This is a genomic window from Chryseobacterium sp. SORGH_AS_0447, from assembly GCF_030818695.1.
In the GTDB taxonomy this organism is placed as follows: domain Bacteria; phylum Bacteroidota; class Bacteroidia; order Flavobacteriales; family Weeksellaceae; genus Chryseobacterium.
In genome coordinates this window covers 970,725-996,226 of sequence record NZ_JAUTAR010000001.1, presented here as the reverse complement: position 1 = coordinate 996,226, position 25,502 = coordinate 970,725, and the positions used below count along the sequence as shown (strand labels likewise).

The 25,502-nt window shown below is 38.4% G+C and carries 23 protein-coding genes, 1 tRNA gene and 2 pseudogenes; 10 read left to right on the top strand and 16 right to left on the bottom strand.

Annotation, left to right across the window (positions count from 1 at the left end):
- Positions 1–108 precede the first annotated feature (108 nt).
- Positions 109–1,502 (bottom strand): annotated as a pseudogene (locus QE422_RS04715) (MATE family efflux transporter).
- Between the two features lie 175 nt (positions 1,503–1,677).
- On the opposite strand from QE422_RS04715, the gene QE422_RS04710 reads away from it, so the two are divergent.
- From QE422_RS04710 to QE422_RS04675, 8 genes are all read left to right on the top strand, one after another.
- On the top strand, positions 1,678–2,220 hold the full coding sequence (locus QE422_RS04710; protein ID WP_307455503.1) for a hypothetical protein: 543 nt from the start codon (positions 1,678–1,680) through the stop codon (positions 2,218–2,220).
- 3 nt (positions 2,221–2,223) lie between these two features.
- A complete protein-coding gene (locus QE422_RS04705; RefSeq protein WP_294202265.1) occupies positions 2,224–2,430 on the top strand; it encodes a helix-turn-helix transcriptional regulator in 207 nt (68 codons plus the stop codon).
- Positions 2,431–2,814: 384 nt separating this feature from the next.
- Complete coding sequence (locus tag QE422_RS04700) at positions 2,815–3,246, top strand: ankyrin repeat domain-containing protein (RefSeq protein ID WP_307455500.1); 432 nt, start codon at positions 2,815–2,817, stop codon at positions 3,244–3,246.
- A gap of 138 nt (positions 3,247–3,384) precedes the next feature.
- Entirely contained in the window at positions 3,385–5,139 is a 1,755-nt protein-coding gene (gene aspS / locus QE422_RS04695; RefSeq protein WP_307455498.1) for an aspartate--tRNA ligase, read from the top strand.
- Positions 5,140–5,183: 44 nt separating this feature from the next.
- Positions 5,184–5,729, top strand: coding sequence for a hypothetical protein (locus QE422_RS04690; RefSeq protein ID WP_307455495.1), 546 nt, complete (start codon positions 5,184–5,186; stop codon positions 5,727–5,729).
- Positions 5,730–5,799: 70 nt separating this feature from the next.
- Positions 5,800–6,585: a Ku protein gene (locus QE422_RS04685; RefSeq protein ID WP_307455493.1), complete on the top strand. Its 786-nt coding sequence runs from the start codon at positions 5,800–5,802 to the stop codon at positions 6,583–6,585.
- Complete coding sequence (gene ligD, locus QE422_RS04680; RefSeq protein WP_307455490.1) at positions 6,585–9,146, top strand: DNA ligase D; 2,562 nt, start codon at positions 6,585–6,587, stop codon at positions 9,144–9,146. The genes QE422_RS04685 and ligD overlap by 1 nt, the downstream gene beginning before the upstream one ends.
- A 28-nt stretch (positions 9,147–9,174) precedes the next feature.
- A complete protein-coding gene (locus tag QE422_RS04675; protein WP_307455488.1) occupies positions 9,175–9,708 on the top strand; it encodes a hypothetical protein in 534 nt (177 codons plus the stop codon).
- Here the strand turns inward: QE422_RS04675 and QE422_RS04670 are convergent, their stop codons facing one another.
- From QE422_RS04670 to QE422_RS04655, 4 genes are all read right to left on the bottom strand, one after another.
- Entirely contained in the window at positions 9,709–10,440 is a 732-nt protein-coding gene (locus QE422_RS04670; protein ID WP_307455487.1) for an SDR family NAD(P)-dependent oxidoreductase, read from the bottom strand. It lies immediately after the preceding gene.
- A 167-nt stretch (positions 10,441–10,607) separates the two neighbouring features.
- Positions 10,608–10,988: a preprotein translocase subunit YajC gene (yajC, locus tag QE422_RS04665; RefSeq protein WP_294301981.1), complete on the bottom strand. Its 381-nt coding sequence runs from the start codon at positions 10,986–10,988 to the stop codon at positions 10,608–10,610.
- 4 nt (positions 10,989–10,992) lie between these two features.
- Complete coding sequence (locus QE422_RS04660) at positions 10,993–11,514, bottom strand: DUF1573 domain-containing protein (RefSeq protein WP_307455484.1); 522 nt, start codon at positions 11,512–11,514, stop codon at positions 10,993–10,995.
- Positions 11,515–11,526: 12 nt separating this feature from the next.
- Positions 11,527–12,432 carry a transcription antitermination protein NusB gene (locus QE422_RS04655; protein WP_307455482.1) on the bottom strand — a complete coding sequence of 302 codons (906 nt, stop codon included), beginning with the start codon at positions 12,430–12,432 and terminating at the stop codon, positions 11,527–11,529.
- Between the two features lie 91 nt (positions 12,433–12,523).
- Here QE422_RS04655 and QE422_RS04650 point away from each other — a divergent pair, with 91 nt between their 5' ends.
- Positions 12,524–14,185: an ABC transporter ATP-binding protein gene (locus tag QE422_RS04650; protein ID WP_307455479.1), complete on the top strand. Its 1,662-nt coding sequence runs from the start codon at positions 12,524–12,526 to the stop codon at positions 14,183–14,185.
- A gap of 99 nt (positions 14,186–14,284) precedes the next feature.
- Positions 14,285–14,620 carry a DUF3276 family protein gene (locus QE422_RS04645; protein WP_002976288.1) on the top strand — a complete coding sequence of 112 codons (336 nt, stop codon included), beginning with the start codon at positions 14,285–14,287 and terminating at the stop codon, positions 14,618–14,620.
- Between the two features lie 217 nt (positions 14,621–14,837).
- On the opposite strand, the gene QE422_RS04640 is transcribed toward QE422_RS04645, so the two are convergent.
- From QE422_RS04640 to QE422_RS04590, 11 genes and pseudogenes are all read right to left on the bottom strand, one after another.
- Positions 14,838–14,913, bottom strand: a tRNA-His gene (locus QE422_RS04640).
- 35 nt (positions 14,914–14,948) lie between these two features.
- Positions 14,949–15,670, bottom strand: a pseudogene (gene bshB1 / locus QE422_RS04635) (bacillithiol biosynthesis deacetylase BshB1).
- Positions 15,671–15,752: 82 nt separating this feature from the next.
- Complete coding sequence (locus tag QE422_RS04630) at positions 15,753–17,402, bottom strand: tetratricopeptide repeat protein (protein ID WP_307455476.1); 1,650 nt, start codon at positions 17,400–17,402, stop codon at positions 15,753–15,755.
- 94 nt (positions 17,403–17,496) lie between these two features.
- On the bottom strand, positions 17,497–18,369 hold the full coding sequence (locus QE422_RS04625) for a PstS family phosphate ABC transporter substrate-binding protein (protein ID WP_307455474.1): 873 nt from the start codon (positions 18,367–18,369) through the stop codon (positions 17,497–17,499).
- Positions 18,359–18,556: a C4-dicarboxylate ABC transporter gene (locus tag QE422_RS04620; RefSeq protein WP_307455472.1), complete on the bottom strand. Its 198-nt coding sequence runs from the start codon at positions 18,554–18,556 to the stop codon at positions 18,359–18,361. Before QE422_RS04620 ends, QE422_RS04625 begins: the two co-directional genes overlap by 11 nt.
- An 81-nt stretch (positions 18,557–18,637) precedes the next feature.
- On the bottom strand, positions 18,638–19,480 hold the full coding sequence (locus QE422_RS04615) for an energy transducer TonB (RefSeq protein ID WP_307455470.1): 843 nt from the start codon (positions 19,478–19,480) through the stop codon (positions 18,638–18,640).
- A 25-nt stretch (positions 19,481–19,505) separates the two neighbouring features.
- A complete protein-coding gene (locus tag QE422_RS04610) occupies positions 19,506–20,081 on the bottom strand; it encodes a biopolymer transporter ExbD (RefSeq protein ID WP_294303248.1) in 576 nt (191 codons plus the stop codon).
- 12 nt (positions 20,082–20,093) lie between these two features.
- Entirely contained in the window at positions 20,094–20,702 is a 609-nt protein-coding gene (locus QE422_RS04605; RefSeq protein WP_294284943.1) for a biopolymer transporter ExbD, read from the bottom strand.
- Between the two features lie 58 nt (positions 20,703–20,760).
- A complete protein-coding gene (locus QE422_RS04600) occupies positions 20,761–21,624 on the bottom strand; it encodes a MotA/TolQ/ExbB proton channel family protein (protein WP_294284941.1) in 864 nt (287 codons plus the stop codon).
- 240 nt (positions 21,625–21,864) lie between these two features.
- Complete coding sequence (gene leuS, locus QE422_RS04595; RefSeq protein ID WP_307455468.1) at positions 21,865–24,678, bottom strand: leucine--tRNA ligase; 2,814 nt, start codon at positions 24,676–24,678, stop codon at positions 21,865–21,867.
- 182 nt (positions 24,679–24,860) lie between these two features.
- Complete coding sequence (locus QE422_RS04590) at positions 24,861–25,334, bottom strand: lipocalin family protein (RefSeq protein ID WP_307455466.1); 474 nt, start codon at positions 25,332–25,334, stop codon at positions 24,861–24,863.
- Between the last annotated feature and the right edge of the window lie 168 nt (positions 25,335–25,502).

Sequence of the window (25,502 nt, the reverse complement as noted above, 5' to 3'; positions counted from 1 at the left end):
AATTTTTATAATTCTTCAGGAAAGATGGAAGCGGGATATTGGAAATTTACTGCTGTATAATAAATTTGTATAACTAAAAAATTAGAATCATACGGAACTGTTTACTTCCTAAACTTTTACCGTTTTCCATTTTCCCCTTTTAAATAAAATAAAGGCAACAATGGTGATTAACGTTTCCGTTACAGGGATTGATATAAAAACACCTTTCGGACCCATCCCGATATATTTTGAAAGAAAATAAGCCAGGGGAATCTGAAACAGCCAGAATCCGCAAAGATTTACCCAAGTCGGTGTCCATGTATCTCCTGCCCCGTTAAAAGCATTGATCATCACCATTCCGATTCCGTAGAAAATAAAGCCGACACTCATAATGTGTAAGGCATTTTTAGCGATCTCTCTAATTTCAGCATCTTCTGTAAAAAATCCCACGAGAAAATCCCCCAGCAGGAAAAATACCAGGCTTACCGTTACCATAAAAATCACATTGTATTTCACGGTTTTCATCACCGATTGTTCTGCCCTCAGCATTTCGTTGGCTCCCATATTCTGTCCTACCAACGTGGAAGCGGCATTGCTTAGCCCCCAGGCCGGAAGCATAAAGAACATCATCAGCCGCAGAGCCGTCTGGTAACCGGCAGAAGCATTCTCACCGCCGGTCGTGGCCACCAGCTGTGCCAGGAATATCCAGCTGCACGAAGCAATGACAAACTGAAAAGTTCCCGGGGTCGCAATTTTTACGACTGATTTTATTATCCTGAATTCAGGTTTAAAATACCCGATTGCGATGCGGATCGGGGTATCTGCAACCAACAAATGATACAACTGATACAGTACGCCGATGCTTCTTCCAACGGTTGTGGCAAGTGCGGCTCCCGTAAGCCCCATAGCGGGAATCGGCCGAAACCTCTGATGAGTACCGGACACAGAATGATGTTGGCAATATTGGCAATCCAAAGCGATTTCATGGCGATAGCCGCATTGCCCGCTCCCCTGAAGATTCCGTTAATTAAGAACAACAGCATAATGATCACACTGCTTCCCATCATAATTGCTGTAAATTCTTTCCCATACGCTACAGCTTCTGGTTTTGAACCCATCAATATCAAAATTTCCTCGGCATACATTACTCCAAAGAAGCTGAGAATAGAAGTTATGGCACAAGAAACCAACAGAACCTGTGCAGCGCTTCTCGAAGCCTGTTCGGGATTTTTTTCACCGATCCTGCGGGCTACAACTGCCGTCGCTGCCATGCTCATCCCGATTGCAATGGAATACATCACGGAAAGCACGGATTCCGTTAGCCCTACCGTCTGGATGGCGTAGCCGCTTTCTTTCAGGTGCCCGACAAAATACAGATCCACCAGTGCAAATACCGATTCCATGGCCATTTCCAGCATCATCGGAATGGCCAGCAGAAGCACCGCACTTTGTATGGTCACTTTAGTGTAATCGACTTCGCCGCCACTTAAGGCTTTCTTAAGAAAGCTGATATACTTTGACATGAGTTCCTATTTTACGCAAAAATACTGTTTCACGGATGATTCCTCCTTTGCATAAGAGAAGATTTTTAAAATATGTTAACCTGAAATTTAATTCAGATAAAAAATTAAAAATATCAATAATTATTTATCGCAAAACAATAATTATTTATACATTTGCAATAAATAAAAATGAAAAATGAAAAATTACCACTCTTCAATTCTTAATATCCTTATCGTTTTTTTATGGCTGTATATAATCATTTTATGTATAACACTCCTAGTTTTAAGCATTTTACTAATTAAAAAGATATTTGGTTTTGATGCAGAAATTCTGAATAATTTAAAAATAAATATTAAAAGATTACACGTAAAAGATATTCAATCGCTTAAAAAAGAAATTTCAATCGTGATACTTGTTATAACACTCATTCTTGGAACCTTACAAACCTTATTGTTTTTAAATGTTTTGAAGCTGGCGAATAAAATCCAGATAAAAAGCCCTTTTTCAATAGAAATTTATAATATCATTTTAAAAATTGCTGGTTATACTTTAGCTTTAGGATGCTTTTCGATTATAAGCGATATAATTACAGAAAAATTATTTGATCATATATCTTTTAATCTAAGCATTGATAATCAAAATTTTCAGTTGTGTTTAGGATCTGCAATAATATATATTATAGCACAAGTCTATAAACAGGCCGTTGATCTTAAAACTGAAAATGATTTAACAATTTAAAATATGCCGATTATCATCAACGTAGACGTCATGCTTGCCAGACGTAAAATGCAGTCGCAGGAACTTGCCGAAAAAATCGGGATTACCCAGGCTAATCTTTCTATTTTAAAAACGGGAAAAGCAAAAGCCGTTAAACTTTCTACTCTGGAAGCCATCTGCAAAGCTTTGGACTGTCAACCCGGGGATATTCTGGAATATGTCAAAAATTAAGAACTTTTGTGAAAATAATTCAAAACAATTTGTTAAAATCCTGCATGTGAATAATAAAATACCATAAATCAAAAGTCAGACCTTATCAAACCTCTGTGAGATAAGCTACTTTTGTCCTCAGAAACTAATACCCGTGAAGAAGAATTAAATCACACTTCTCTCAGCTGTCTGAATATGATTATTTCTATTCACACAACCACAACACAAAACTTCTCCGGAGCCTTTCATCAGGTTCCGGATTTTTTATAAAATACTTTAATTCTGGTATTTCAGTTTTCAGAATGCGGAGTTTTCAGAAAAAAGCAACCAAATGGATTAATAATTAGCAACATGGATCAGAAAATTTTATTTAGCTTTGTATATTCTTTAGATAAATCAAGTTTTATGAAAAAAATAATTACGGCTACCCTGCTATTCGGCCTTTCTGTTTTCGCAAACGGACTGTTTGCCCAGGAATTATCCGCAGAACAGTTAAAAGCATTCCAGACGGATCATGTGGAAAATATTCAGAAAGTTTTCAGCCAGGAAGATTTTTCAAAATGCTATAAGGTAAACGGAATCTCGATGAACCTGCTTTCTTTGAGTATCAAGAATAATAAAACAAATGCATTCAACGAATTGGTGAAAAGCACAGACGTTAATAAATCCTGCAACGACGTAACGCCACTGATGTATGCTGCGACGGCAGGAAATATGGATGCCGCCAAAATGCTGATCAAATATGGGGCAAAAAAGGATACCAAAGACAGCAAAGGAAAAACCGCAAAAGACTATGCGCTGAAAAACAAACAGGCAACAGTAGCCCTGATCCTGTAAAAATTTTAAAAATAATATTCTAAAACTTCCTTCGGGGAGTTTTTTTGTTTTTAAAACCTCCAAAAATCTTATCTTTGCCAACGGAAAATTCAAAGTTCGGATATGAACTTTAAACCTTGAACTTTAAACAAATAATTTATGTTTCGATCGCACACCAACGGAGAATTGTCTCTTAAAAATCTTAATGAAGAAGTAACCCTTTCAGGATGGGTACAGACCATCCGGGATAAAGGATTTATGATTTGGATAGATCTCCGGGATCGTTACGGAATTACCCAGCTGGTTTTCGACCAGGAGCGTTCTACTGCGGAACTGATGGAAAATGCTAAAAAGCTGGGGCGTGAATTTGTAATTCAGGTAACCGGAAAAGTGATTGAAAGGGTAAGTAAAAACCCGAATATTCCAACCGGAGAAATTGAAATTTTAGTTGAAAAATTAACGGTGCTCAACGAATCGCAGCTTCCTCCATTTACGATTGAGGATGAAACGGATGGCGGTGAAGAACTGAGAATGAAATACCGATACCTGGACATCAGAAGAAATCCGGTTAAAGAGAAGCTGATCTTCCGACACCAAATGGCGCAGAAAGTGAGAAATTATCTTTCGGATAACGGATTTATTGAGGTGGAAACTCCGGTTCTGATCAAGTCAACTCCGGAAGGCGCAAGGGATTTCGTGGTTCCGAGCCGGATGAACCCGGGACAGTTTTATGCACTTCCCCAGTCTCCGCAAACCTTTAAGCAATTGCTAATGGTAGGCGGAATGGATAAATATTTCCAGATCGTAAAATGTTTCCGTGATGAGGATTTAAGAGCCGACCGTCAGCCGGAATTCACCCAGATCGATTGTGAAATGGCTTTCGTGGAGCAGGAAGATGTGATGAATGTTTTCGAAGGGATGACCAAGAATCTATTGAAAGATATTACCGGACAGGAATTCGGGGATTTCCCAAGAATGACTTTTGCTGATGCGATGCAGAAATACGGGAACGATAAGCCGGATATCCGTTTCGGAATGGAGTTCGTGGAACTGAACGACCTGGTAAAAGGAAAAGACTTTAAAATATTTGATGAAGCGGAACTGGTTGTCGGAATCAACGTAGAAGGTTGCGCTGAATATACCAGAAAACAGATCGACGAACTGGTAGATTGGGTAAAAAGGCCACAGATCGGTGCTTCCGGAATGGTTTGGGTAAAATTCCAGAACGACGGCGTAAAAACTTCTTCCGTGAATAAATTCTACAGCGAAGAAGATTTAGCCAAGATCATCGAGAAATTCGGAGCTAAAGAAGGCGATCTGATGCTGATCCTTTCCGGGAACGAACACAAAGTAAGAACTCAGCTTTCTGCTTTAAGAATGGAGCTTGGAAACCGATTAGGACTGAGAAAAGGAAACGAATTCGCCCCGCTTTGGGTAGTCGACTTCCCGTTATTGGAATTTGATGAGGAAAGCGGCCGTTACCATGCGATGCACCACCCTTTCACCTCTCCGAAACCGGAAGACATCCACCTGCTGGAAACCGATCCGGGGAAAGCAAGAGCCAATGCTTACGATATGGTACTAAACGGAAACGAAATTGGCGGAGGTTCCATCAGGATTTTTGATAAAGATTTACAGTCTAAAATGTTCGACCTGCTAGGTTTCAGCAAAGAAGAAGCGGAAGCCCAGTTCGGATTCTTAATGAATGCCTTCAAATACGGAGCTCCTCCTCACGGTGGACTGGCCTTCGGTTTCGACCGTCTGGTAGCGATCCTCGACGGAAATGAGGTGATCCGGGATTATATCGCTTTCCCTAAAAACAATTCGGGACGGGATGTAATGATCGACGCACCGGCTGCCATCGCCAACGAACAGCTGGACGAACTGGAATTGCAATTGAATTTAAAATCATAAATTAGAAGCGGAGAATTTTTCTCCGCTTTTTTGTTACTATTACTATGAACCAGGAATTACTTACCTACAATACGCCAAACTCAGAAGAGATTTTAAGGAAGATCAATTCATATGAGTTTAAAAGAATATGGGAATCTAAACTCGAAAAAAATAATAAAAATCTCCTTGGTGGAATTATTTTAATCTGTATGTCCATAATTTTCTTTTTGACTCAAGATTATGGCATTGCAGGGTTATTCGCAGGATCCGGAATTATAACATGCATGAATTATATTTATTATTATTCAGTATACAGTAAAGACAGGAAGAGGTTTAATGCAATCATAAACCGAGAAGTTTTGGATCTCGGAAAAAATTCTAAAGATGTAATCTGGGAATTTTCACCTACTCATTTCTCATTTAAAAATTATAAATCTGAATTCAAATTTCTCTGGAGTGAAATTACTTATTGTATTTTAGATAATCAATATCTTTATATTACGGCTTTTTCTGCTTTAAACTTTATATTGGATAAAAACAATATCGACAAAGAAAATCTTACCAAAACCATTGAGTATCTTGAATCTAAGACTCAATTTAAAAAAATTTAATCCACGCCACACCCCACAAATATTTCTCCATCGGCACAAACATTGTACGCTTTAAACAAAATAAAGTACAATGAAAGCAATCTGGAACGGCGCCATTGGCTTTGGACTGGTCAATATTCCCGTAAAAATTTATTCTGCCATCGAGACAACCAAACTGGATTTGGATATGCTCGACAAATCTGATTTCTCAAACATCCGGTTTAAAAGGGTGAATGAAAATACAGGTAAGGAAGTGAAATGGGAAAATATCGTCAAAGGCTATCTCATGGATGATAAATACATCATTCTTGATGAAGAAGACTATGAGGCGGCAAGCCCTGAAAAGTCGAAGATCCTTTCGATTGACCAGTTTGTAAAAGAAGATGAAGTGGATTCGGTTTATTTTGAAAATCCTTATTATCTCGAACCACAGAAAAACGGTGAAAATGCCTATCGACTTCTTCTGAAAGCATTGGCTAAAACTGAAATGGTAGGCGTAGGAACCTTCGTTCTGCGAGAAAGTGAGGCTATCGGAATGATCCGTCCCTACAACGATGAGGTATTGGTTTTAAACCGTTTACGATTTGCCCAGGAGATCAGAGATTACAGTGATCTCAAGATTCCGGCTAAAAAACCGCCGAAACCCGCAGAGCTTAAAATGGCCGTCAGCCTGATTGAACAGCTTTCACAGGAATTCGATCCTGAAATGTATAAAGATACGTATTCCGAATCTTTAATGAAGATCATCAACCAGAAAGCGAAAGGTAAAACCGTAAAAGCCAAAAAAGCGGAACCTGCCAAAGAAGGTAAAGTGATTGACCTGATGGCTCAGTTAAAAGCCAGCTTACAGAATCCCAAATCTAAAAACGCATCGTAATGGCTCTTAAAGACTACAATTCAAAAAGAAAATTTGATGAAACCAGCGAGCCTGAAGGCAAAACAAAAAGAAGTAAAGACAAGCTTGTTTTTGTGATTCAACGGCATGCGGCTTCGAGGCTCCATTATGATTTCCGCCTGGAAATGGATGGTGTATTGAAAAGCTGGGCCGTACCGAAAGGACCTTCACTGGATCCGAAAGATAAACGCCTGGCCATGATGGTGGAGGATCACCCGTATGATTATAAAGATTTTGAAGGGAATATTCCGGAAGGCAACTACGGAGCCGGACAGGTGGAAATCTGGGACAGCGGCACTTATGAACCTTTGGATAACCATTCCAATTTATCCGACGAAAAAGAATTGCTGAAAGAACTGAATGCAGGATCTCTGAAATTTATTCTTCACGGAAAAAAATTGAAAGGCGAATTTGCATTGGTTAAAATGAAAAATACCGACGAGAACTCCTGGTTACTCATCAAACATAAAGATGATTTTGCAGAAGAGGATTATGATTCGGAAGACCATATTTCCAAAAGCTCTCAAGTAACGAAATTTTTAGAGGAAAAAAAAAAGCCCAAAAAGCAGCAAAAAAGCACATTAACTAAAGAAACGAAACCTGATTTTCAACATTTCAATTCTTTGGCCGGCGAAAAAAAGATTGAAAACTACATCAAGCCGATGCTGGCCAAGCTGACTAATGAAGCCTTTGATGATCCCGACTGGGTTTTCGAAATAAAATGGGACGGATACCGTGCCGTCGCCGACCTCAGCCAGGAAGAGCCCCTCTTCTACTCCCGAAACGGAATTTCTTTTTTATCAAAATTCGAAAAGGTATCACGTGATTTCGAGAATCAGATTCATCACATGATTCTGGACGGGGAAATTGTGGCGTATGATGAATATGGAAAGCCTAACTTCCAGCTTTTACAGCAGATCGGCGACAACCCAGATATGGCTTTAACCTATCAGGTTTTTGATATTTTATGGCTGAACGGCCACTCGACGGAACAACTGCCGCTGATACAGCGGAAAGAACTGTTGAAAGAAGCACTGATCGAAACGGATGTAATTAAATACTGTGACCATATTCCGGAAAAAGGAATCGATTTTTTCAACCAGATGCGTAAGATGAAGCTGGAGGGGATGATTGCCAAAAAAGCCAACAGCCCATACGTCGAAGACCACCGCACCACCGACTGGCTGAAGATTAAATTCAGCAATACCGAAGAGGCTATTATTTGCGGATTTACGGAGCCACGCGGCTCACGGGAAGGCTTTGGTGCCCTTATCCTGGGGAAATATATCGGTGATCAGCTGATCTACTGCGGACATACCGGAACGGGATTCAACCGCGAACGGATTCATGAAATTCTGGAAAGACTGGAAAAAATCACGACAAAAACATCCCCTTTCGATAAAGCTCCGAAAACCAATATGCCGGTTACCTGGACACAACCTGATATCGTCTGCGAAATCAAATATTCCGAAATTACAAAAGATGGGATTTTCAGGCACCCGGTTTTTGTGGCGATCCGTGAAGATAAAGAACCTGAAGAGGTTAAAGGCCCTGCTAAAGGACTAAAAGAGACTTCAAACATCATTACTATGAAAACGACTGCTCCTAAAAAAACAAAACCTTCTGAAAACGAAAAAGAAATTACCCTGAACCGCCATAAAGTAAAACTGACCAACCAAGATAAGATTTATTTTCCAAAAGACGGCATTACTAAAGGCGACGTGATCGAATATTACCAGTCGGTGGCCGATTATATTTTACCCCATCTGAAAAACCGTCCGCTTTCCCTAAACCGTTTTCCCAACGGCATCGAAGAGCAGAACTTTTATCAGAAAGATGCAAGCGACAATATTCCGGACTGGATCAAGACGACGCAGGTGTATTCGGAATCGAATGATAAAGACATCGACTATATTTACTGTAACGACAAGGCAACGCTGGCCTACCTGAATAATTTAGGCTGTATTGATATGAATCCCTGGAACGCTTCTCTTCCCGACCTGGAGCACCCTGATTTTTTAGTGCTGGATCTTGACCCGTCAAAGAAAAATACGTTTGATGATGTCATTGAGACCGCTTTACAAGTAAACGAAGTCTTGAAATCCGTTAAGATCGAAGGCTACTGCAAAACTTCTGGTAGCACAGGAATCCATATTTATATTCCGATGGGCGGAAAATATGATTTCGACCAGGTAAAAGATTTTGCCCATATTCTGATGAAACAGGTGCATGACAGACTTCCGGAAATCACTACGCTGGAAAGAAGCCTGCAGAAGCGGGACGATAAAAAGATCTACCTCGATTATTTACAAAACCGGAGTGGACAAACTCTGGCAAGTGCCTACAGCATCCGTCCGAAAGAAGGAGCTTCCGTTTCCATGCCTCTGGAGTGGAATGAACTGAAAAAAGGCTTAAAACCTATCGATTTCAACATTCACAACGCATTGGAAAGAATTGAAGCGAAAGGGGATTTATTTAAGCCGGTTTTAGGGAAGGGAATTGATATGATGAAGGCTTTGGAACTATTGCAGAACTTGGAGTAATTGGTTATTTTTGGGCAAACTAAACCCTATGGAAAAGCCTCTGAAAGTTTTAATAAACTTTAATGAAGAAATCACAAGAAAGCAACTTAAAAAGCATTTTTACTATTCCTGGAAGAAAAAGTTACCTTCAATATTAAAGAATTTCCTATTTTTAAGTATACTCTTTTTTATAATTGATAATATTTTTGACGGTTATAGAAACAGACTTGATTTTTTAAAATTTGTAGGATTTTTTCTAATACTCTACTCTATACTATATGGAATCACTTTTTATTTCAATAAAGTAAATTATATTTCTAAAATTAATGAGCATATTAATGAACTTAAAAAGTTTGATACTACAATAGAATTACTCTTAGATAAGCAGTCCTTGCATATTAAATGTGAGCAATATGACTTAAGAAGCGTTTGGGGAAAAGTTACTTACAATATTTATAAGGAAACACTTTTAATTTTTGTCAATCTGGGAGCCGAATTTACATTTCTGCTTAACAAAGAAGAAACTGAACAATATTCAGACGTTTTAGATATTATTAAACAAAAATCTAAATTAAAAAGATAGCTATGGCAATTTCGCCACCAAGCTTTCCGGCAGTACTTTCAGAATCAGATAAATGAGTTTCCATTTAAAATTCGGAACAATGGTGAAAGAATTTCCGGCATTGACAATGAATCTGGCGACATAATCCGGCTCCATGATCAGGGATTCATTCAGTTGAAGTCCTTCGTTGATTTTGGTGCGGATGTAGCCAATGACCAAAGCGTTGACTTTAATATTTCTTGAAGCCAATTCCTGTCTTAATCCGGCTAAATAGGTAGTAAAAGCGGCCTTTGTGCTTCCGTAAACAAAATTGCTTTTCCGTCCGCGAACTCCTGAAAGCGAAGATAGTCCGATGATTCTTTCTAAATTTTTATTGCTTTTATCCGTCGCAATGATATTCAGAATGGAAACGGCGCCCATATAATTCACCATCATCATCTGTTGCGCACCCTTAAAATCTTTTAAAGCCGTTTCATTATCCACTAAAAATCCGGCGGCGTAGACAACGATATGAGGCTTTGCCGGCAATTCACTATAAAATTTTTGGTGAGAATCAAAATCCACCGCATCAAAAGACAGGACCGTCACTTTTAAGTTCAGATTATTTTCCGATATAAATTTATCCAATGATGCTGTATTTCTGGAAGCCGCAATAACGGAAAACCCTTTTTCAATATATTGCTTAATACTTTGTTTGGCAACATCGGAATTGGCACCGAGGATGAGAACGGTTTTGTCTGTGCTTTGATTCATGGGGCAAAGATATTTGTTTAAACACTAATTTCACGAATGTTTCTCACTAATGAACACAAATAGATTCTTGCAGAAAGAAAAGGCTTCCAATATTACCCTCTAAAATTTCGGCGGGATAAGCAGTGCTTATCCCGCCGAAACGAAATATTATTTTGAATCCGGAAAAATTATTTTTTCTCCAGGTCGATTTCTTTTTTGTCAGTTGTTTTATCGGCAGTTTTTTCAGCAGCTTTGGCTTTATCGCCGAAACGGGCTTCCGTAAATTCTCTGGAAACAGCCGCTTTCTCAAATTTCAGTTTTCCGGATAAGGTTTCAATAACAAACCCGTCATCCTGAACCTGAGCGATTCTTCCATGAAGACCGGAAGTAAGCACAACTCTTGTTCCTACTTTAAGCGTTTCCTGGAAGTTTTTCTCCTGTTTCTGCTTTCTCATCTGCGGTCTGATCATCAGGAAATAAAATCCGACAAACATTACCCCCATCATGATCAGCATCATGGAGTTTCCTCCCTGAGCCGGAGCCTGTAAAAAGATTGATAGTAAATTCATGATCTTATGGTTGAATATTCGCAGTGAAAGTTAATTTAATCGGCATTTTTTCTACATTGGCAAATACATCAGCAAACTTGCTCACATTTCCGTCAAAGTTGGTAGAATCGAAATGTAACGTGATTTTTCCTTTTTTACCAGGCATAATCGGTTCTTTGGTGAAATCAGGAGCAGTACATCCACAGCCCGGCTTTACTTCAGAAATAACCAATGGGTTGCTTCCCGTATTTGTAATTTCATAAACGTGTTGCACTTTCTCACCCTTTTTAATTTTCCCGAAGTCGAAATTGCTTTCCGAAAGAGCTACCGTTGTTAAAGGCTGATTGGAAGCAGGAGTAGCAGCAGTCTGTTCTGTAGCCGGAGCTACAGCAGCAGAATCACCCATCGGTGCAGAAGCAGCCGCAGTTGTAGAATCAGTAGCCGTTGTAGCCGTTTCCGTTCCTGTAGTTTCCTTATTCTCTTTTTTGCATGAAACCATTCCAAAGGCCATCACAGACAAAGCGATTATTGATAACGTTTTTTTCATATGACAATATTTTTATATTCTGTTTAAATCTTTACAATACTTATCTAAAATACCGTTAATAAATATATTGGAACGGTCTGTTGCAAATACTTTTGCAATCTCGATATATTCGTTGATGATAACTCTTGAAGGCGTAAAAGGAAAGTTATCCAGCTCCGCAATTGCTGTCGAAAGAATCACTTTATCCATTAAAGAAACCCTCTCCAGGTCCCAGTTTTCAAGCCTTTCCTCCAGTTTCTTTTCGTTGTTTTCCCAACTGTCCAGCGTGTTTCTTAATAATTTGATGGCAAACGTTTTATCCTCGTCGTCTTTAATCATTTTAATTAAAGTACGGCTTTCTTCATCTTCTTTCAGGAAACCGATGGTCTTCTGCACCATGGAATTGGCAATATGAATATCATCATACCAGGAAAGTTCCTTATCTCCAAGATAATCGTGGAAATCATCATTTTCAGCAATATATCTTAAAAATAATTTCCCGATAAACTTCTGATCATCTTCGAAAGAATAGCCTTCTTCTTTCATAAAATCCTGATAACGTTTTCCTGCCGTAATTCTCTGGAACGTTTTCACCAAAAGATCATCATGCAGGTCCCATTTCAATTGTTTGTGCTGTCCTGTGAAAAATAACCTCTCAGGATTTTCTTCCAATTTAATTAAAACTTGATTGTTGATGAATTTTTGGTTAGGATTAATATCAGCATCGGTTTTCAGATATTTATTTTTTCCGATTTCGATCTGATTTTCTGCCAGTTCTTTCAGAGAAACAAGGAAATTCAGTTCATAGATATAGAGATGATAGATTTTCTCTATTCCGGCGAACATGTTTTTCTCTAACACATCAAACTTCACAGGATTCTGATAATAAGAATACACGGTCTGTACTACTTTTTCACGGATTTGTCGTCTTCCTAACATTCAAAGAGCTTTTTTATGGGTGCAAAGATACAAAATTTAAAATTTATGAAATTCGTAGTCTGATGACATTTTTGTAATTTTGTGAAACTTTATGAAAGCGCTAAAAACATTAAACCCCTACTTCTGGAAGCACAAAATACTGCTGTTTTGGGGAGTATTATTCATTATTGCCAGTAATTTTTTCAACATATATAAAGTTCAGTTTGTCGGGAAATCCGTAGATGAACTTACGAAAAACGGGAATCTGGGCTTTAACAGACAGGTTCTTATTTATGTCGCCATTATTGTTGGCTGTTCTTTACTGACAGGTTTTTTTACGTTTATGATGCGGCAGACCATTATTGTAGCCTCAAGAAGAATAGAATACGAACTGAAAAATAAAATTTACAGGCATTACCAGGATTTATCTTTAACGGATTATAAGCAGACAACGATCGGAGATTTGATGAACCGTCTGAGTGAAGATGTCGTGGCTGTGAGAATGTACCTGGGTCCCGGAGTGATGTATGTTGCCAACCTGATCGTTCTGGTAGTCATTACTGCAATTTATATGCTTAAAACGGATGTTTCCATGACCCTCTGGACGTTATTGCCGCTTCCTATTTTATCTTTTGCAATTTATAAGGTAAGTTCGATCATCAATAAGAAATCGAAGATCATGCAGAAAAGCCAGTCGGGGATTTCTACTTTCGTACAGGACAGTTTTTCAGGCATCCGCGTGGTAAAGTTTTTTGCCAAAGAAAATTATATCAAAAAGAATTACAGTGCGAAAGTAACCGACTACCAGGATAAAGCATTGGATTTAGCAAAAACCGAAGCGTATTTCTTTACCATTATTTTATTTGTAATCGGTCTATTGAATGTAGCCATCATCTGGGTCGGCGGGCAGAAATATATTGCTGGGGAACTGAGCATCGGTAAAATTGCAGACTTTTTCATGTACATCAACACCCTGATCTTCCCATTTTCGATGGTGGGCTGGGTAACTTCCGTTAATCAGCGGGCTGAAGCATCGATGCAGAGAATTAATGAATTCATGAATAAAAAGTCGGAGATAATTAATACCAATTTTGAAAAATACGGCATCAAAGGAGATATTGAGTTCCGGAATGTTTCTTATGTATATCCGAATACCGGGATCAGGGCTTTAGACAACCTGAGCTTTACACTTAAAGCCGGAGAATCGATGGCCATTATGGGAAAAACCGGAAGCGGGAAATCCACCATAGCTCTGCTCTTATGCCGCCTGATCGATCCTACCGAAGGAGAAATCCTGATCGACGGCAAAAACCTGAAAGACCATAATCTGGAAAACTATCGGAATTATATCGGATACATTCCACAGGAAAGTTATCTTTTCTCCGATTCTATCGAACACAATATCGGTTTTGCAATAGATCAACCATCACACGAAAAAGTAGTGGAATATGCCAAAATCGCCGATGTGGATAAGAATATAGTTGGATTTAAAGAACAGTACAATACTATGGTTGGAGAACGCGGCGTCATGCTTTCGGGAGGACAGAAACAGAGGATCTGTATCGCTAGGGCATTGATTAAGGATCCCAACATCATTATTTTTGACGATTCCCTATCTGCACTGGATACTGAAACGGAACAGAATATTCTTGAAAATATCGACCGTAAAATACGCAACGCAACTTCGATAATCATCACGCATAGAGAGTCTAGCGCACAGAGAGCTGATAAAATTCTTAACCTGACTGAAATTAACAATTCCATAACCGCATAGCCCATTCATTCACAAATGTTAAATAAATCATAAAAAAAATTTTGTGATTAAAAGAAAACTTTTATATTTGTTCTTAACAAGATTAAAAAATATCTAACAATGAGTGAATACAAGGAACGCCACGAAAATGAAATTTTCACAAAGGTGTTAAAAGCAGGGAGAAGAACTTATTTCTTTGATGTGCGCGAGACGAAAGCAGGAGATTATTATCTTACGATTACCGAAAGCAAAAAGAATTTCGGGGAGAATGGAGAAGCTACATTCGAGAAGCACAAAATCTATCTTTACAAGGAAGATTTTAAAAGTTTTCAGGAGATGTTTAATGAATCCACAGATTTCATCATTAATGAAAAGGGTGAGGATGTAATATCAGAAAAGCATGACAAAGACTTCAAAAGCAGATCATACACCATTGACTCTGACGACGAAGTTTAAAAAAGAATAATTCTAAAAACACAAGCATCTGAAAAAAGGATGCTTTTTTTGTGCATTACTGTTTTTGAGATTGTAACAAAAAATTTAGGTCCGGATTGCTTATCCCAAGTGCAATATCTATTTCTTACATTCACTTTAACGCTCAATAAAATTATCAAATTGAATTTCGGAATCTTGTAAAATAAAAAAGTACACTTTTAAAAAGTGTACTTTCTTTGGGTGAATGATGGGTCTCGAACCCACGACCTTCGGAACCACAATCCGACGCTCTAACCAACTGAGCTACAATCACCGTTTTGTGAGTGCAAATATAGGAAAGATTTTACAACTACCAAACAATTCCATCAAAATTTTTCAAAGAAATTAACTTCTCCGACGTAAATCCCTCAGCATAAGCAACTCCCGATAAACGCCCTAAATCCTGGGCCCGGTAAGTCAGGCTTTCATAAAAGTCTTTTGAAGTAATCGGTGTTTCCGGTTCATTTGAAGTCGGATCATAGAACTGTGTTTTGAAAGCCATGCAGGCTGCAATTTTTTTATCAAGATGCTCGGAAATGTCAATGCAGAATTCCGGCTCAATATTTTTCCACTGAATGTAATGGAAAATATGCTTCGGTCTCTCCATACCTCCTGATTTTCCCCATCCAACAACGTTTCAATTTTCCTCAAGCCGGCTAAAAAGCACGCATCCGATACTAATTTCGCTCCTTTTGCATGATCCGGATGTCTATCATCAATTGCATTGGCTAAGACGATTTCAGGCCTATATTTGCGAACCATTTTTACGATCCTCATCTGATATTCTTCAGAATTTTCAAGAAACCCGTCTTTCATCCCAAGATTTTCCCTTGCAGCTACTCCTAAAATTCCCGCTGAATCGGCAGCCTCCGCTTTTCTGGTTTCTTCGGTCCCACGGGTTCCAAGCTCTCCTTTAGTAAGGTCAACGATTACACAGGTTTTTCCTTCTGAAACCATTTTGGCAATTGTTCCTCCACATCCCAATTCCACATCGTCCGGATGGGCACCAAAAGCAAGTATGTCTGTTTTCATAGGGTCAAAGATAAGACTTAAAATAAAAACTTCCCAAACACAAAGAATGGGAAGCTTACTATCTTTAATTTAAAATATTAAATTATTTGTTGATTTCTGCATTCAGTTTTACAGCATCCTGATAATTAGGATCCAATTGAACTGATTTTGCAACATAATCTTTTGCTTTCGCAAGATCTGAATCTTTATTCATATATGCTACTGCAAAATAAGCATAAGCTAACGTTTGCTTGTTGGCTTCCTGGTCAGCAGGTTTTACGGTATTGATGAATTTCTCATAAGCAATTTTTGCTGCATCATTATTACCTGCCTGTTGGTAAGAATATCCTAAACTGTAATATCCAGGTGCCCAATCAGGTAAAAGCGCATTCATTTTTTGCCATGTTAAGATGGCACCGTTCCAGTTTTTAGCATCCTGATAAGCAGTTGCCAATTTGAAAAGAGAATCCGAATCCTGAGCATTTGCAGCAACTTTTTGTTTTAATCCTTCAATAGTAGGGTTTGTAGGACCGGCATCAACATCAGCCTGAGAAGCTCCTCCTCCTGCAATCTTTACTAGTTCCAGATCCCACTTTAAAGTTTCGTCTTTAGCCGCTTTTGCAATCGCTACTTTTTGCTGAGCCTCTGTCATTAAAGCTGTTTTCTTAGCTGCATCAGTTTCAGTTTTTGCCAAACCTGCTGCAATAAGGCCCTGAAGTCCCTGATCGGCAGGCTGTACTCTTGATTTTTCAGCCTGAGAAATGAAATTATCCAGGTTCTGCTTAGCTTCTGCATAGTTACCGTTAGCATACAACTGATAAGCTCTCAACTTAAATTTAATAGGATCATTGATTTTATCAAAGATTTTATCCAGTACCTGCTTAGAATTTGCATAATCTTCATTCGTAAAATAAAGTTTGGCAATTTCCAATTGCGTATAAGGATCTTCATCAGCATATTTTGTATAGTTGATCAAATCCTGAGTTGCTTTAGCATTTTGCTGGTATCTGATGTCATACGCTGCTAATGCCTTATAAGCAGGCGCATATGTTGGATCTGTAGTAATTGCTTTATCAATGCTTGTTTTAGCTTGTTGCCACTGCTGTGCAGCCATCCAAAGGGTACCGATTCTTGTATAAACCGAAGCTTTGTTTTTTGCCAGAGGAAGTGCTTTGTCATAAGCAGTCATCGCATCTCCAGGCATTCTCTTCAAACGGTAAGCATCACCTAAAGTGTAATAGTAGTAAGCAGGAACTCCTTTTTTCTCTGCTCTCTCAATTGCCTTATTTAGAAACTGGATCGCAAGATCAGGAGAGTTATTTTTCTCAAATAAAGTCAGTGCTTCTGCAGCTCTGAACAATACTTCCGCATCTTTCTCTCTGGAGTCTGATACAATTTTCTGGATTTCAGCTACTGCATTTTTATCTCCTTTTCCAAGTTTTACTGTCGCAAGACCTAGTTTATTCAAATAGCTTTTGCTGTCTGCAGCAAGACCTTTATTAAAATTTTCAGTGGCAGCCGCAAAATCAGGCTCACCTTGTTTCAAATAAGTATTTCCTAAGTAGAAATAGTTTTCAGCGGTAGGCGCTGAAGCAATCATGTTCGTAAAATTAGTTTTTGCCTGAGCATATTTATCACTGTCAACACTGTTAATACCGTCCTGTACAGTTTGCGCAAAGGCAAAGTTGGTAAAAAACACCACTGCTGCTCCAAATGCAATCTTCTTTACATTCATATTCATTATATCTTTCATTTTATAATTCAAATCTAAATTTCGATTTATATTTACACAATTTCCAGACCAAAATACTGTATTTATCTTGGTTAAAGGATTAATTTAATACTTTTTAACGCATCTGCACCTCTCTCCTATAGATATTATAAGGCTGTAATCCTTCCTTCTGAACAATCATCTGCCCAAGCTGCGTGCAGGAATACCTGATAAACCCATTGGCTATATTGAAATTTCCTTCATTTGTTAAAAAATACAAAATTCGGGTAAAGGGATAATTCATTTTCCGAAGGTTTTCATAATCCGTATTGTACAGTTTTCCTTTGCTTTCAACAGGAAGGATCTTTACCATACTTCTCAACTGCTCAGATTCCTTATCATACGGACGACTGAAGGTATTTAAGCCGATAACTCCTATTTTATCAGGATATTTATTTAACTCTTCGATAATATTTTTATTGCCCGGAATTACGGAAAATTTTAAATCTTTGGGCTGTTTTTTAAGCTTTTGGGCTACAAAGTTCAAATTGCTGGAATTCGCTCCGTCGAAAATGAATTCTTTATTTTCAGACTGCATCCCTTTATTTATTTCATCCATCGAAATACTTTCCTTGGTTGAACTTTTAGGAACAATGAAAATCACTGCGTCCGCAGCAAACCGAGCCGGTAAAAAATTACGGTCTACACGCTCTTTATACGTTTTCATTTCTTCCGGAGATAAATCTCTAGACATGACAACAATTCTTGCCTTATCATTTAATAGATCAAGGAACCCCAGGTCTTCTTTCTTTGTGGAAACTTTAATCTTTGTTTCTGGATAATTAATCATATATCCTTCCGCTAAAGCTTCAGTAACACTTTTAAACGATTCATCGGTAAGAATCGTCATTTCGCCCTTATGATAAGATGGTGATTTGTCTTCGTTTTTACAGCTTACTGCTATAGCACTAATAAAAAACAGCATAATAACTGTAATGCTATTCTTCATTTCCTGAACTTTTAATTCTTGTAATCGCTCTGTAAATCCTGAAAATACCGTAAAGAATAAGCAATGCACCTAATGCATAGGCGACGCCCGGCTCCAGAACGGTAAAGAAGAATTTGTAAAAAATTACAACCCCTCCAAGGACGATATAAAAAAATCCCGTAACAAGGGATAACCAATTGAACATCATGTAACAAAAATACCAAAAAAAATAAAAAGAGAAGCATAAGCTTCTCTTTTTTCATATTATTTAAAAGATAGATAACATTAATTATCCTTCAAAGTTCATCGTCAGTGGTAATCTGAATCGGTAACGTACAGACTGTCCGTTGATTTTAGCCGGAGTCCATTTGTTTTTAATCGATTTGATCGTTCTGATCGCTTCAGCATTGAAATCGGAGTTTCCTCCTGATGCTTTTACATCGGTAATACTTCCATCTCTTTCTACAACGAAAGTGATTTCCGTTTTTACCGTACCTTCATCACCGTTCATCGCAGAACCGTCAAAGTTACTGGAAACCTTATTTCTGAAGGCGTTAATACCTCCAGGGAATTCAGCAGTTTGCTCTACTTCTGTATATACCTGGTTCTCATTAACCTGAGGCTTAACCTCTGCAGTTGATGCTCTTGTACCGGTAGATGGCGGTGGTGGCGGTGGTGTATAAGCCGGAGCCTTTACCCCTTCCTGATTGGTAAGACCTGTAGTCGTTTCCAACTGCTTAGAAATTGGCGGCGGTGGCGTTTCAATTTTCGGAGCTTTTACAGGCTCAGGAACTACGTTTTGAATCACCTCAATTTTTTCCTCTTCTTTCGGTGGAGGTGGTGGAGGTGGTTCTTCTTCTTTCGGCTGCTCGATAATTTTGTCTTCCTGCAGGATCTCTACTAAGTCCGCCTTAACTTCTTGCTTAGGCGGCTCGGTAAGTCTCTTAATGGTAAGATAAATAAATGGAGACAAAGCAGCAACTAGGAATAATGCTGTTCCAACGATGAAAGATTTCGTCAGAAGTTTTGGATACTGATGTCTTAAATCGTACGCACCATATTCCTTGTTTCTATTTTCAAATACGATCTCATCTAAAGTAAGATTAGAATCGTATACATTTTCATTTGCCATAGATTTACAATATTATGGTTTTAAATTACTTTGTAGCCGGCGCAGCAGCTGCTGCTCCAGAATTACCAACTTTTCTATCGTAAATAGCTTTTTCCCAAGGCTTCAGATCGGTAACCCCGTACTGCTCACTCTTTGTGATGGCCATTTCGTCAAGAATATCTACAAAGTTTTTGTATACAGCATCGTCAGTCGGTTTGATAATCACCGTAAATTTGGATTTATCTGCCGCATTTGCTTTTGCCTGCTCAATCACCTTTCTAATTCCTTCTCTATCGAAAGTAGTTTCATTAAGATTCTGATCGGTAAGAGAGGTATTATCCTGCTGGTGCCAGAAAATCTTATTGTCTTTTCCTAATAATAAAGAAATAGAATTCGAAAGTTTAATTTCAGTTGGAGGTGGTTTTTGTTTTTCATCTTTCGGTTTTGCCGGAAGACCCAAATCCATCACATTCGGTTTAGAGAATGTGGTTGTGAACATAAAGAAGGTAATCAATAGAAAACCCAAGTCCACCATCGGAGTCATATCGACTCTGGTACTCTGTTTCTTGGAACGTACCTTGCCGCCTTTGGCGCCCTTTTCCTGTACTTGTACTTCTGCCATTTCTAAATGATATTATTCATTAGGTTTACCTTCTTGTGATGTAATCAACCAAAATTTAAGAAAATCGATATCTCTTAAACCCTCAAATAAGCTTTTAACTTTCGGATATTCGGTAGTAACGTCTCCTTTAATCGCTAATTTATATTCAGGATTAACGGCCAAACTTTCTTTTACCCAATCTACTAATTGCTTATTTGTACTATCCATAGGAATCCCGGTAGGACTCTTGAAATTCTTCTGCTCGTCATCTGGCAAATCAAGATAGCTTTTCAGCTGGTTCATAGGAACGCCGATAGCTTGTACTTTTTGGAATGCAGCTTTTTCGTTATTGTCAAAAGTAACACCGTACTTTTTACCCATATTGTCCAAAAGCTGTAATCTTTCTGATGCATTTTCTACAGGCTGGAAATAAAATTTCCCGTCTGGAGTAGCGTTGATGGTCATCAAGCTGGCATCAGGAAGTAACTTCTCTGATATTGAAGATGGCGGTTTAATCTGCTCCACGTCAGGTTTTTTAAACTGAGTGGTCAAGATAAAGAATGTAAGCAGTAGGAATGCAACGTCACACATTGCCGTCATATCCGTCACTACTCCATGTCTTTTTGGTTTAACTCTCGCCATTATTATTAATAATTTTTAATTAAACTTCTTTTTACGTATACAAATTCTTTGCTAATTCTTAGTTGAATTCAGCGAAAGACTGCTGGATGCTCATAGCGATCTCATCGATCTTATAAGTTAATCCGTCGATTTTAGAAGTAAAGTAATTATAAAGGATGATAGCGATAGCTGAAGTACCGATACCTAAAGCCGTGTTGATCAAAGCCTCGGAGATACCTGTAGAAAGTGCAGCAGCATCCGGAGTACCACCTCCTGAACCTAATGCGAAGAACGCCTTGATCATCCCGATTACCGTACCTAATAGTGCTACTAACGTTGCAACAGTACCTAAAGTAGAAAGGATCATCATGTTTTTCTCAAGCATTGGCATTTCAAGAGTTGTAGCCTCTTCGATCGCTTTGTTAAGCGCTACCATTTTTTGCTCTTTGTTAAGAGTCGTATCGTGAGATAAAGCTTTGTAAGTCGTAAGACCTTCTTTCACTACATTACCTACAGAACCTTGTTGTCTGTCGCACTCTTCTAAAGCTTCATCAATTTTGTTCTGGTTTAGCAAGCTTCTAACCTGAATAACGAAGTTGTCTAGGTTTCCTTTTCCTGCAGCTCTACCTAAAACCAATGCTCTTTCAATTGAGAACACGATTACGGTAAGCATGAAGGTAATAAGGATCGGTACGATAACACCTCCTTTGTAAATAATACCTAAAAACGACTCTGGGTGAATGTCTTTTCCTTCAACATCGGAAAAAGCAACAGATCCTGCACCAAGCTTGTCTGCATCTTTAAAGTTTCCTGGGCTACCCAAGACGAATAAATAAATACAAATTCCTATTGCAAAGATGATAGGAATAATAATAGCCGGGTTTAAACCTCCCGATTTTCTAGCAATTACTTGCTCATCATTTTTTGAAACATTCATTTCCATATTTAACTAAATTATATTGTTTTAAAATTTTACAAGGTGTAAATTAAAGGCAAAAATAATTAAAATGCAAGAGTCTTAAATAAACATTTACCATTTTTTTGATAAGAAAATTTTAATACACTTTCGATATTATAATTATTTTATCTTTTTTTGGTAATATTTTTCAATTTACATATTTACATTGAAAATATAAAAAATTTTGGCCTGCATTTTTTTTAATTTGCCAATGTTAATTTTTATTTAAATTACTATATTCACAATTCTGTGAGGCACTACAATGATTTTCTTCGGTGCTTTACCTTCCAGAATCTGCTGCATTTTTTCATCTTTTAATACCACATCTTCCACTTCTTTCGGCGTAAGCTGAGCAGAAAGTGAAATTTTGAACTTCATTTTACCATTCACACTTACCGGATACTGGATCTCATCTTCTACCAGGTAGTCTTCATTCAGTGCAGGGAATTTTTCGAATTCAATGGATTCGTTGTGTCCCAATAAATTCCAAAGCTCTTCACAGATGTGCGGGGCATATGGAGAAATGATAACGGCAAGAGGTTCTAAAATATTGCGTTTGTTGCATTTTATTTTTTGCAATTCGTTTACTGCGATCATGAATGATGAAACGGAGGTATTGAAAGAGAAATTTTCAATATCGTAAACCACCTTCTTTATTAAGGTATGCAATACTTTATATTCCGCTTTCGTCGGCTCTTCATTGGAAACAGAGAATATATCTCCGTCAAAATACAGGTTCCAGAATTTTTTAAGAAAACCATAAACGCCGCTTAGCCCCTGTGTATTCCAAGGCTTTGATTGTTCCAACGGTCCCAAGAACATTTCGTACAGCCTCAATCCGTCTGCTCCATATTCCTCACAGATGTCATCCGGATTTACGACATTATATTTTGACTTGGACATTTTCTCAACTTCTCGGCCGGTAATATATTTTCCATCTTCCAAAATAAATTCGGCATCGGCATAATCCGGTCTCCATGCTTTGAATGCTTCCGTATCTAACTCATCGGAAGTTCCTTTTAATAAAGATACATCTACATGAATCTGTTGAGTCTGGTAATCTTTTGCCAGATTTTTAGATACATACTGATTGGTACCGTCGATTCTATAAACAAACGCACTCATCCCCAAAATCATCCCTTGGTTGATTAGTTTTTGGAAAGGTTCGTTATGATCGATATATCCTCTGTCCTTTAAAAACATATTCCAGAAACGGGAATACAATAAGTGACCGGTAGCATGCTCGCTTCCGCCAATGTATAAATCCACCTGTCCCCAATAATCGGCAAGTTCTTTTTTAACAAAAACTTCGTCATCATTCGGATCCATATATCTCAGGAAATACCAGGAGCTTCCCGCCCAACCTGGCATTGTTGATAACTCTAATGGGAAAATGGTTGTTTCATTAATCAAATCAGTGTCCACTACTTTCTGGCTGATTTCATCCCATGCAAACGTTTTTGCATTTCCTAGTGGCGGATCCCCGTCTTCGGTCGGTAAATATTTTTCAACCTCCGGAAGTTCGAGTGGCAATGCAGAAGCAGGCAAGGTGTATGGCATTCCATCCTTATAATATACAGGAACGGGTTCACCCCAGTACCGCTGTCTGGAGAAAATCGCATCACGCTGTCTGTAGTTGGTGGTTCCGTGGCCAATTCCCTTTTTCTCAATAGCAGAAATAATCAATGCTTTTGCATCATTATAATTCAGTCCGTTTAGGAAATCGGAATTCACACATACCGAATCTTTAGAATCAAAAGAAGCTTCCTGAACGTCTTCGTCCGTTTCCACTACTTTCTTGATTTCAAGATTGAATTTCTTTGCAAAACGGTGATCGCGTTCATCATGTGCAGGAACAGCCATAACGGCACCGGTTCCATAGCCCATCAGTACATAATCCGAAATAAAAACAGGCATTCTCTCCCCACTGAAAGGATTTACAGCATAACTTCCAGTAAAGGCACCTGAAACGTTTTTCACGTCAGACATCCTATCTCTTTCGGTTTTTTTGGAAGTTTCCTCAATATAGTTTTCTATTTCCGTTTTTTGCGCTTCGGTTGTAAGGGTTTCGACCAAAGGATTTTCAGGAGCCAGTACCATAAATGTTGCTCCGAAAATTGTATCAGGCCTCGTAGTGAAAACCTCTATCACTTCATTCTGCCCTTCGATGCTGAATTTAACCTGGGCGCCCTGAGATTTTCCGATCCAGTATTCCTGGGAATCTTTCAGGGGCTGTGGCCAGTCCAGTGTTTTTAATCCCTGCAATAATCTTTCGGAATAAGCCGAAATCCTCATGCTCCACTGCATCATTTTCTTCTGGAAAACAGGATATCCTCCTCTCTCAGATTTTCCGTCTTTTACCTCATCGTTTGCCAAAACCGTTCCCAAAGCCGGGCACCAGTTTACGGTAGTCTCTGCCCGGTAAGCCAGACGGTAGTTTAAAAGGATATCTTCTTTATCGATTTCAGAAGCAGCATTCCATTCTTCTGCGGTGAAATCAAGTTCATCGTTCTGATTGGCGTTCAGCCATTCTGTTCCTCTTTCTTCAAAATGCTTTATAAGTGTTTTGATAGATTCTGCCTTGTCGGTATTTTTGTTATACCACGAATGGAACAGCTCAATAAAGATCCATTGCGTCCATTTATAATAAGAAGGATCGGAAGTTCTCACTTCACGGCTCCAGTCGAACGAGAAACCGATTTTTCTCAGCTGCTCCTCATATCTTGTAATGTTTTTCTCAGTAGTGATCGCCGGGTGCTGCCCAGTCTGGATGGCATACTGCTCAGCAGGAAGTCCAAAACTGTCGTAGCCTACCGGGTGAAGCACATTGAATCCCTGGTGCCTTTTGTATCTCGCATAAATGTCGGAAGCAATATACCCAAGCGGATGGCCTACGTGAAGCCCTGCACCGGATGGATACGGAAACATATCGAGAACATAAAATTTAGGTTTTTCTGTGCTGTTGGAAGTTTTATACGTTTGATGGTCTTCCCAGTATTTCTGCCACTTTTTTTCTATCTGCTGATGATCGTAAAACACTTTTTATTATAGATGTTAGATGTTAGACTTTTGAAATCAGATCAATTATAATTACTGTCTGATTCAAGATTCACAAAAATAATGATTTTAAAAGAAATGTAAATTTAATTTTGAATTAAATCTCGTAAAACAAAAAATCCCACCGTAAGATGAGATTTTATATGATATTAATTATTCAGATATTACTGAGGAATTCTCTTAAACGTGTAGGTTTCAGAACGAAATGTAGTAGGATCCGTTTTATCTTCAAACATAATATTCAGAGAAGTATCGCTGATGCTGATAATTTTTCCCTGATCCGGCTGCACGATTCCCTGATATTTGATCTGGATGGCTTTGCTGCCTTTATCGTAAGTATAGCTGAAGGTTCTGTCGAAAGTCGGTGTACAGGTTCCCGGCGTAGAGCTGTCTCCCATATCTTTTCTTTTCCCTGCATTTCCTGAGGAAAAAGTCCATCTTGATGTTTGTTGACATGTGGTGTCAAAAGAAATTCCATCGGAAACCGGCGTCCCTGTAGTTGGTACGGTGGTTACTACTTTCTTTGTCGGCTGCCAAACGCCTACCAGCGGAGCTTCAATTACTTCCGTGTTATCGTCGTTACAACCTGTTGCTACGAATAATGACAAACCTGCAAATAATAATGCTAATTTCTTCATGTATCAAATTTTTCAAGCGCTAAAATTATGATTTATTTATATTATTATACAATATTTTTGAAAAAATATTATTAAAATTTATTGTTTTCTGTTTACGGGCACTATAAAATCTTTTAAATGACCTTTATTTAATAAACATTAGCCATAAGAAAGCGGTCTGTATTCTGC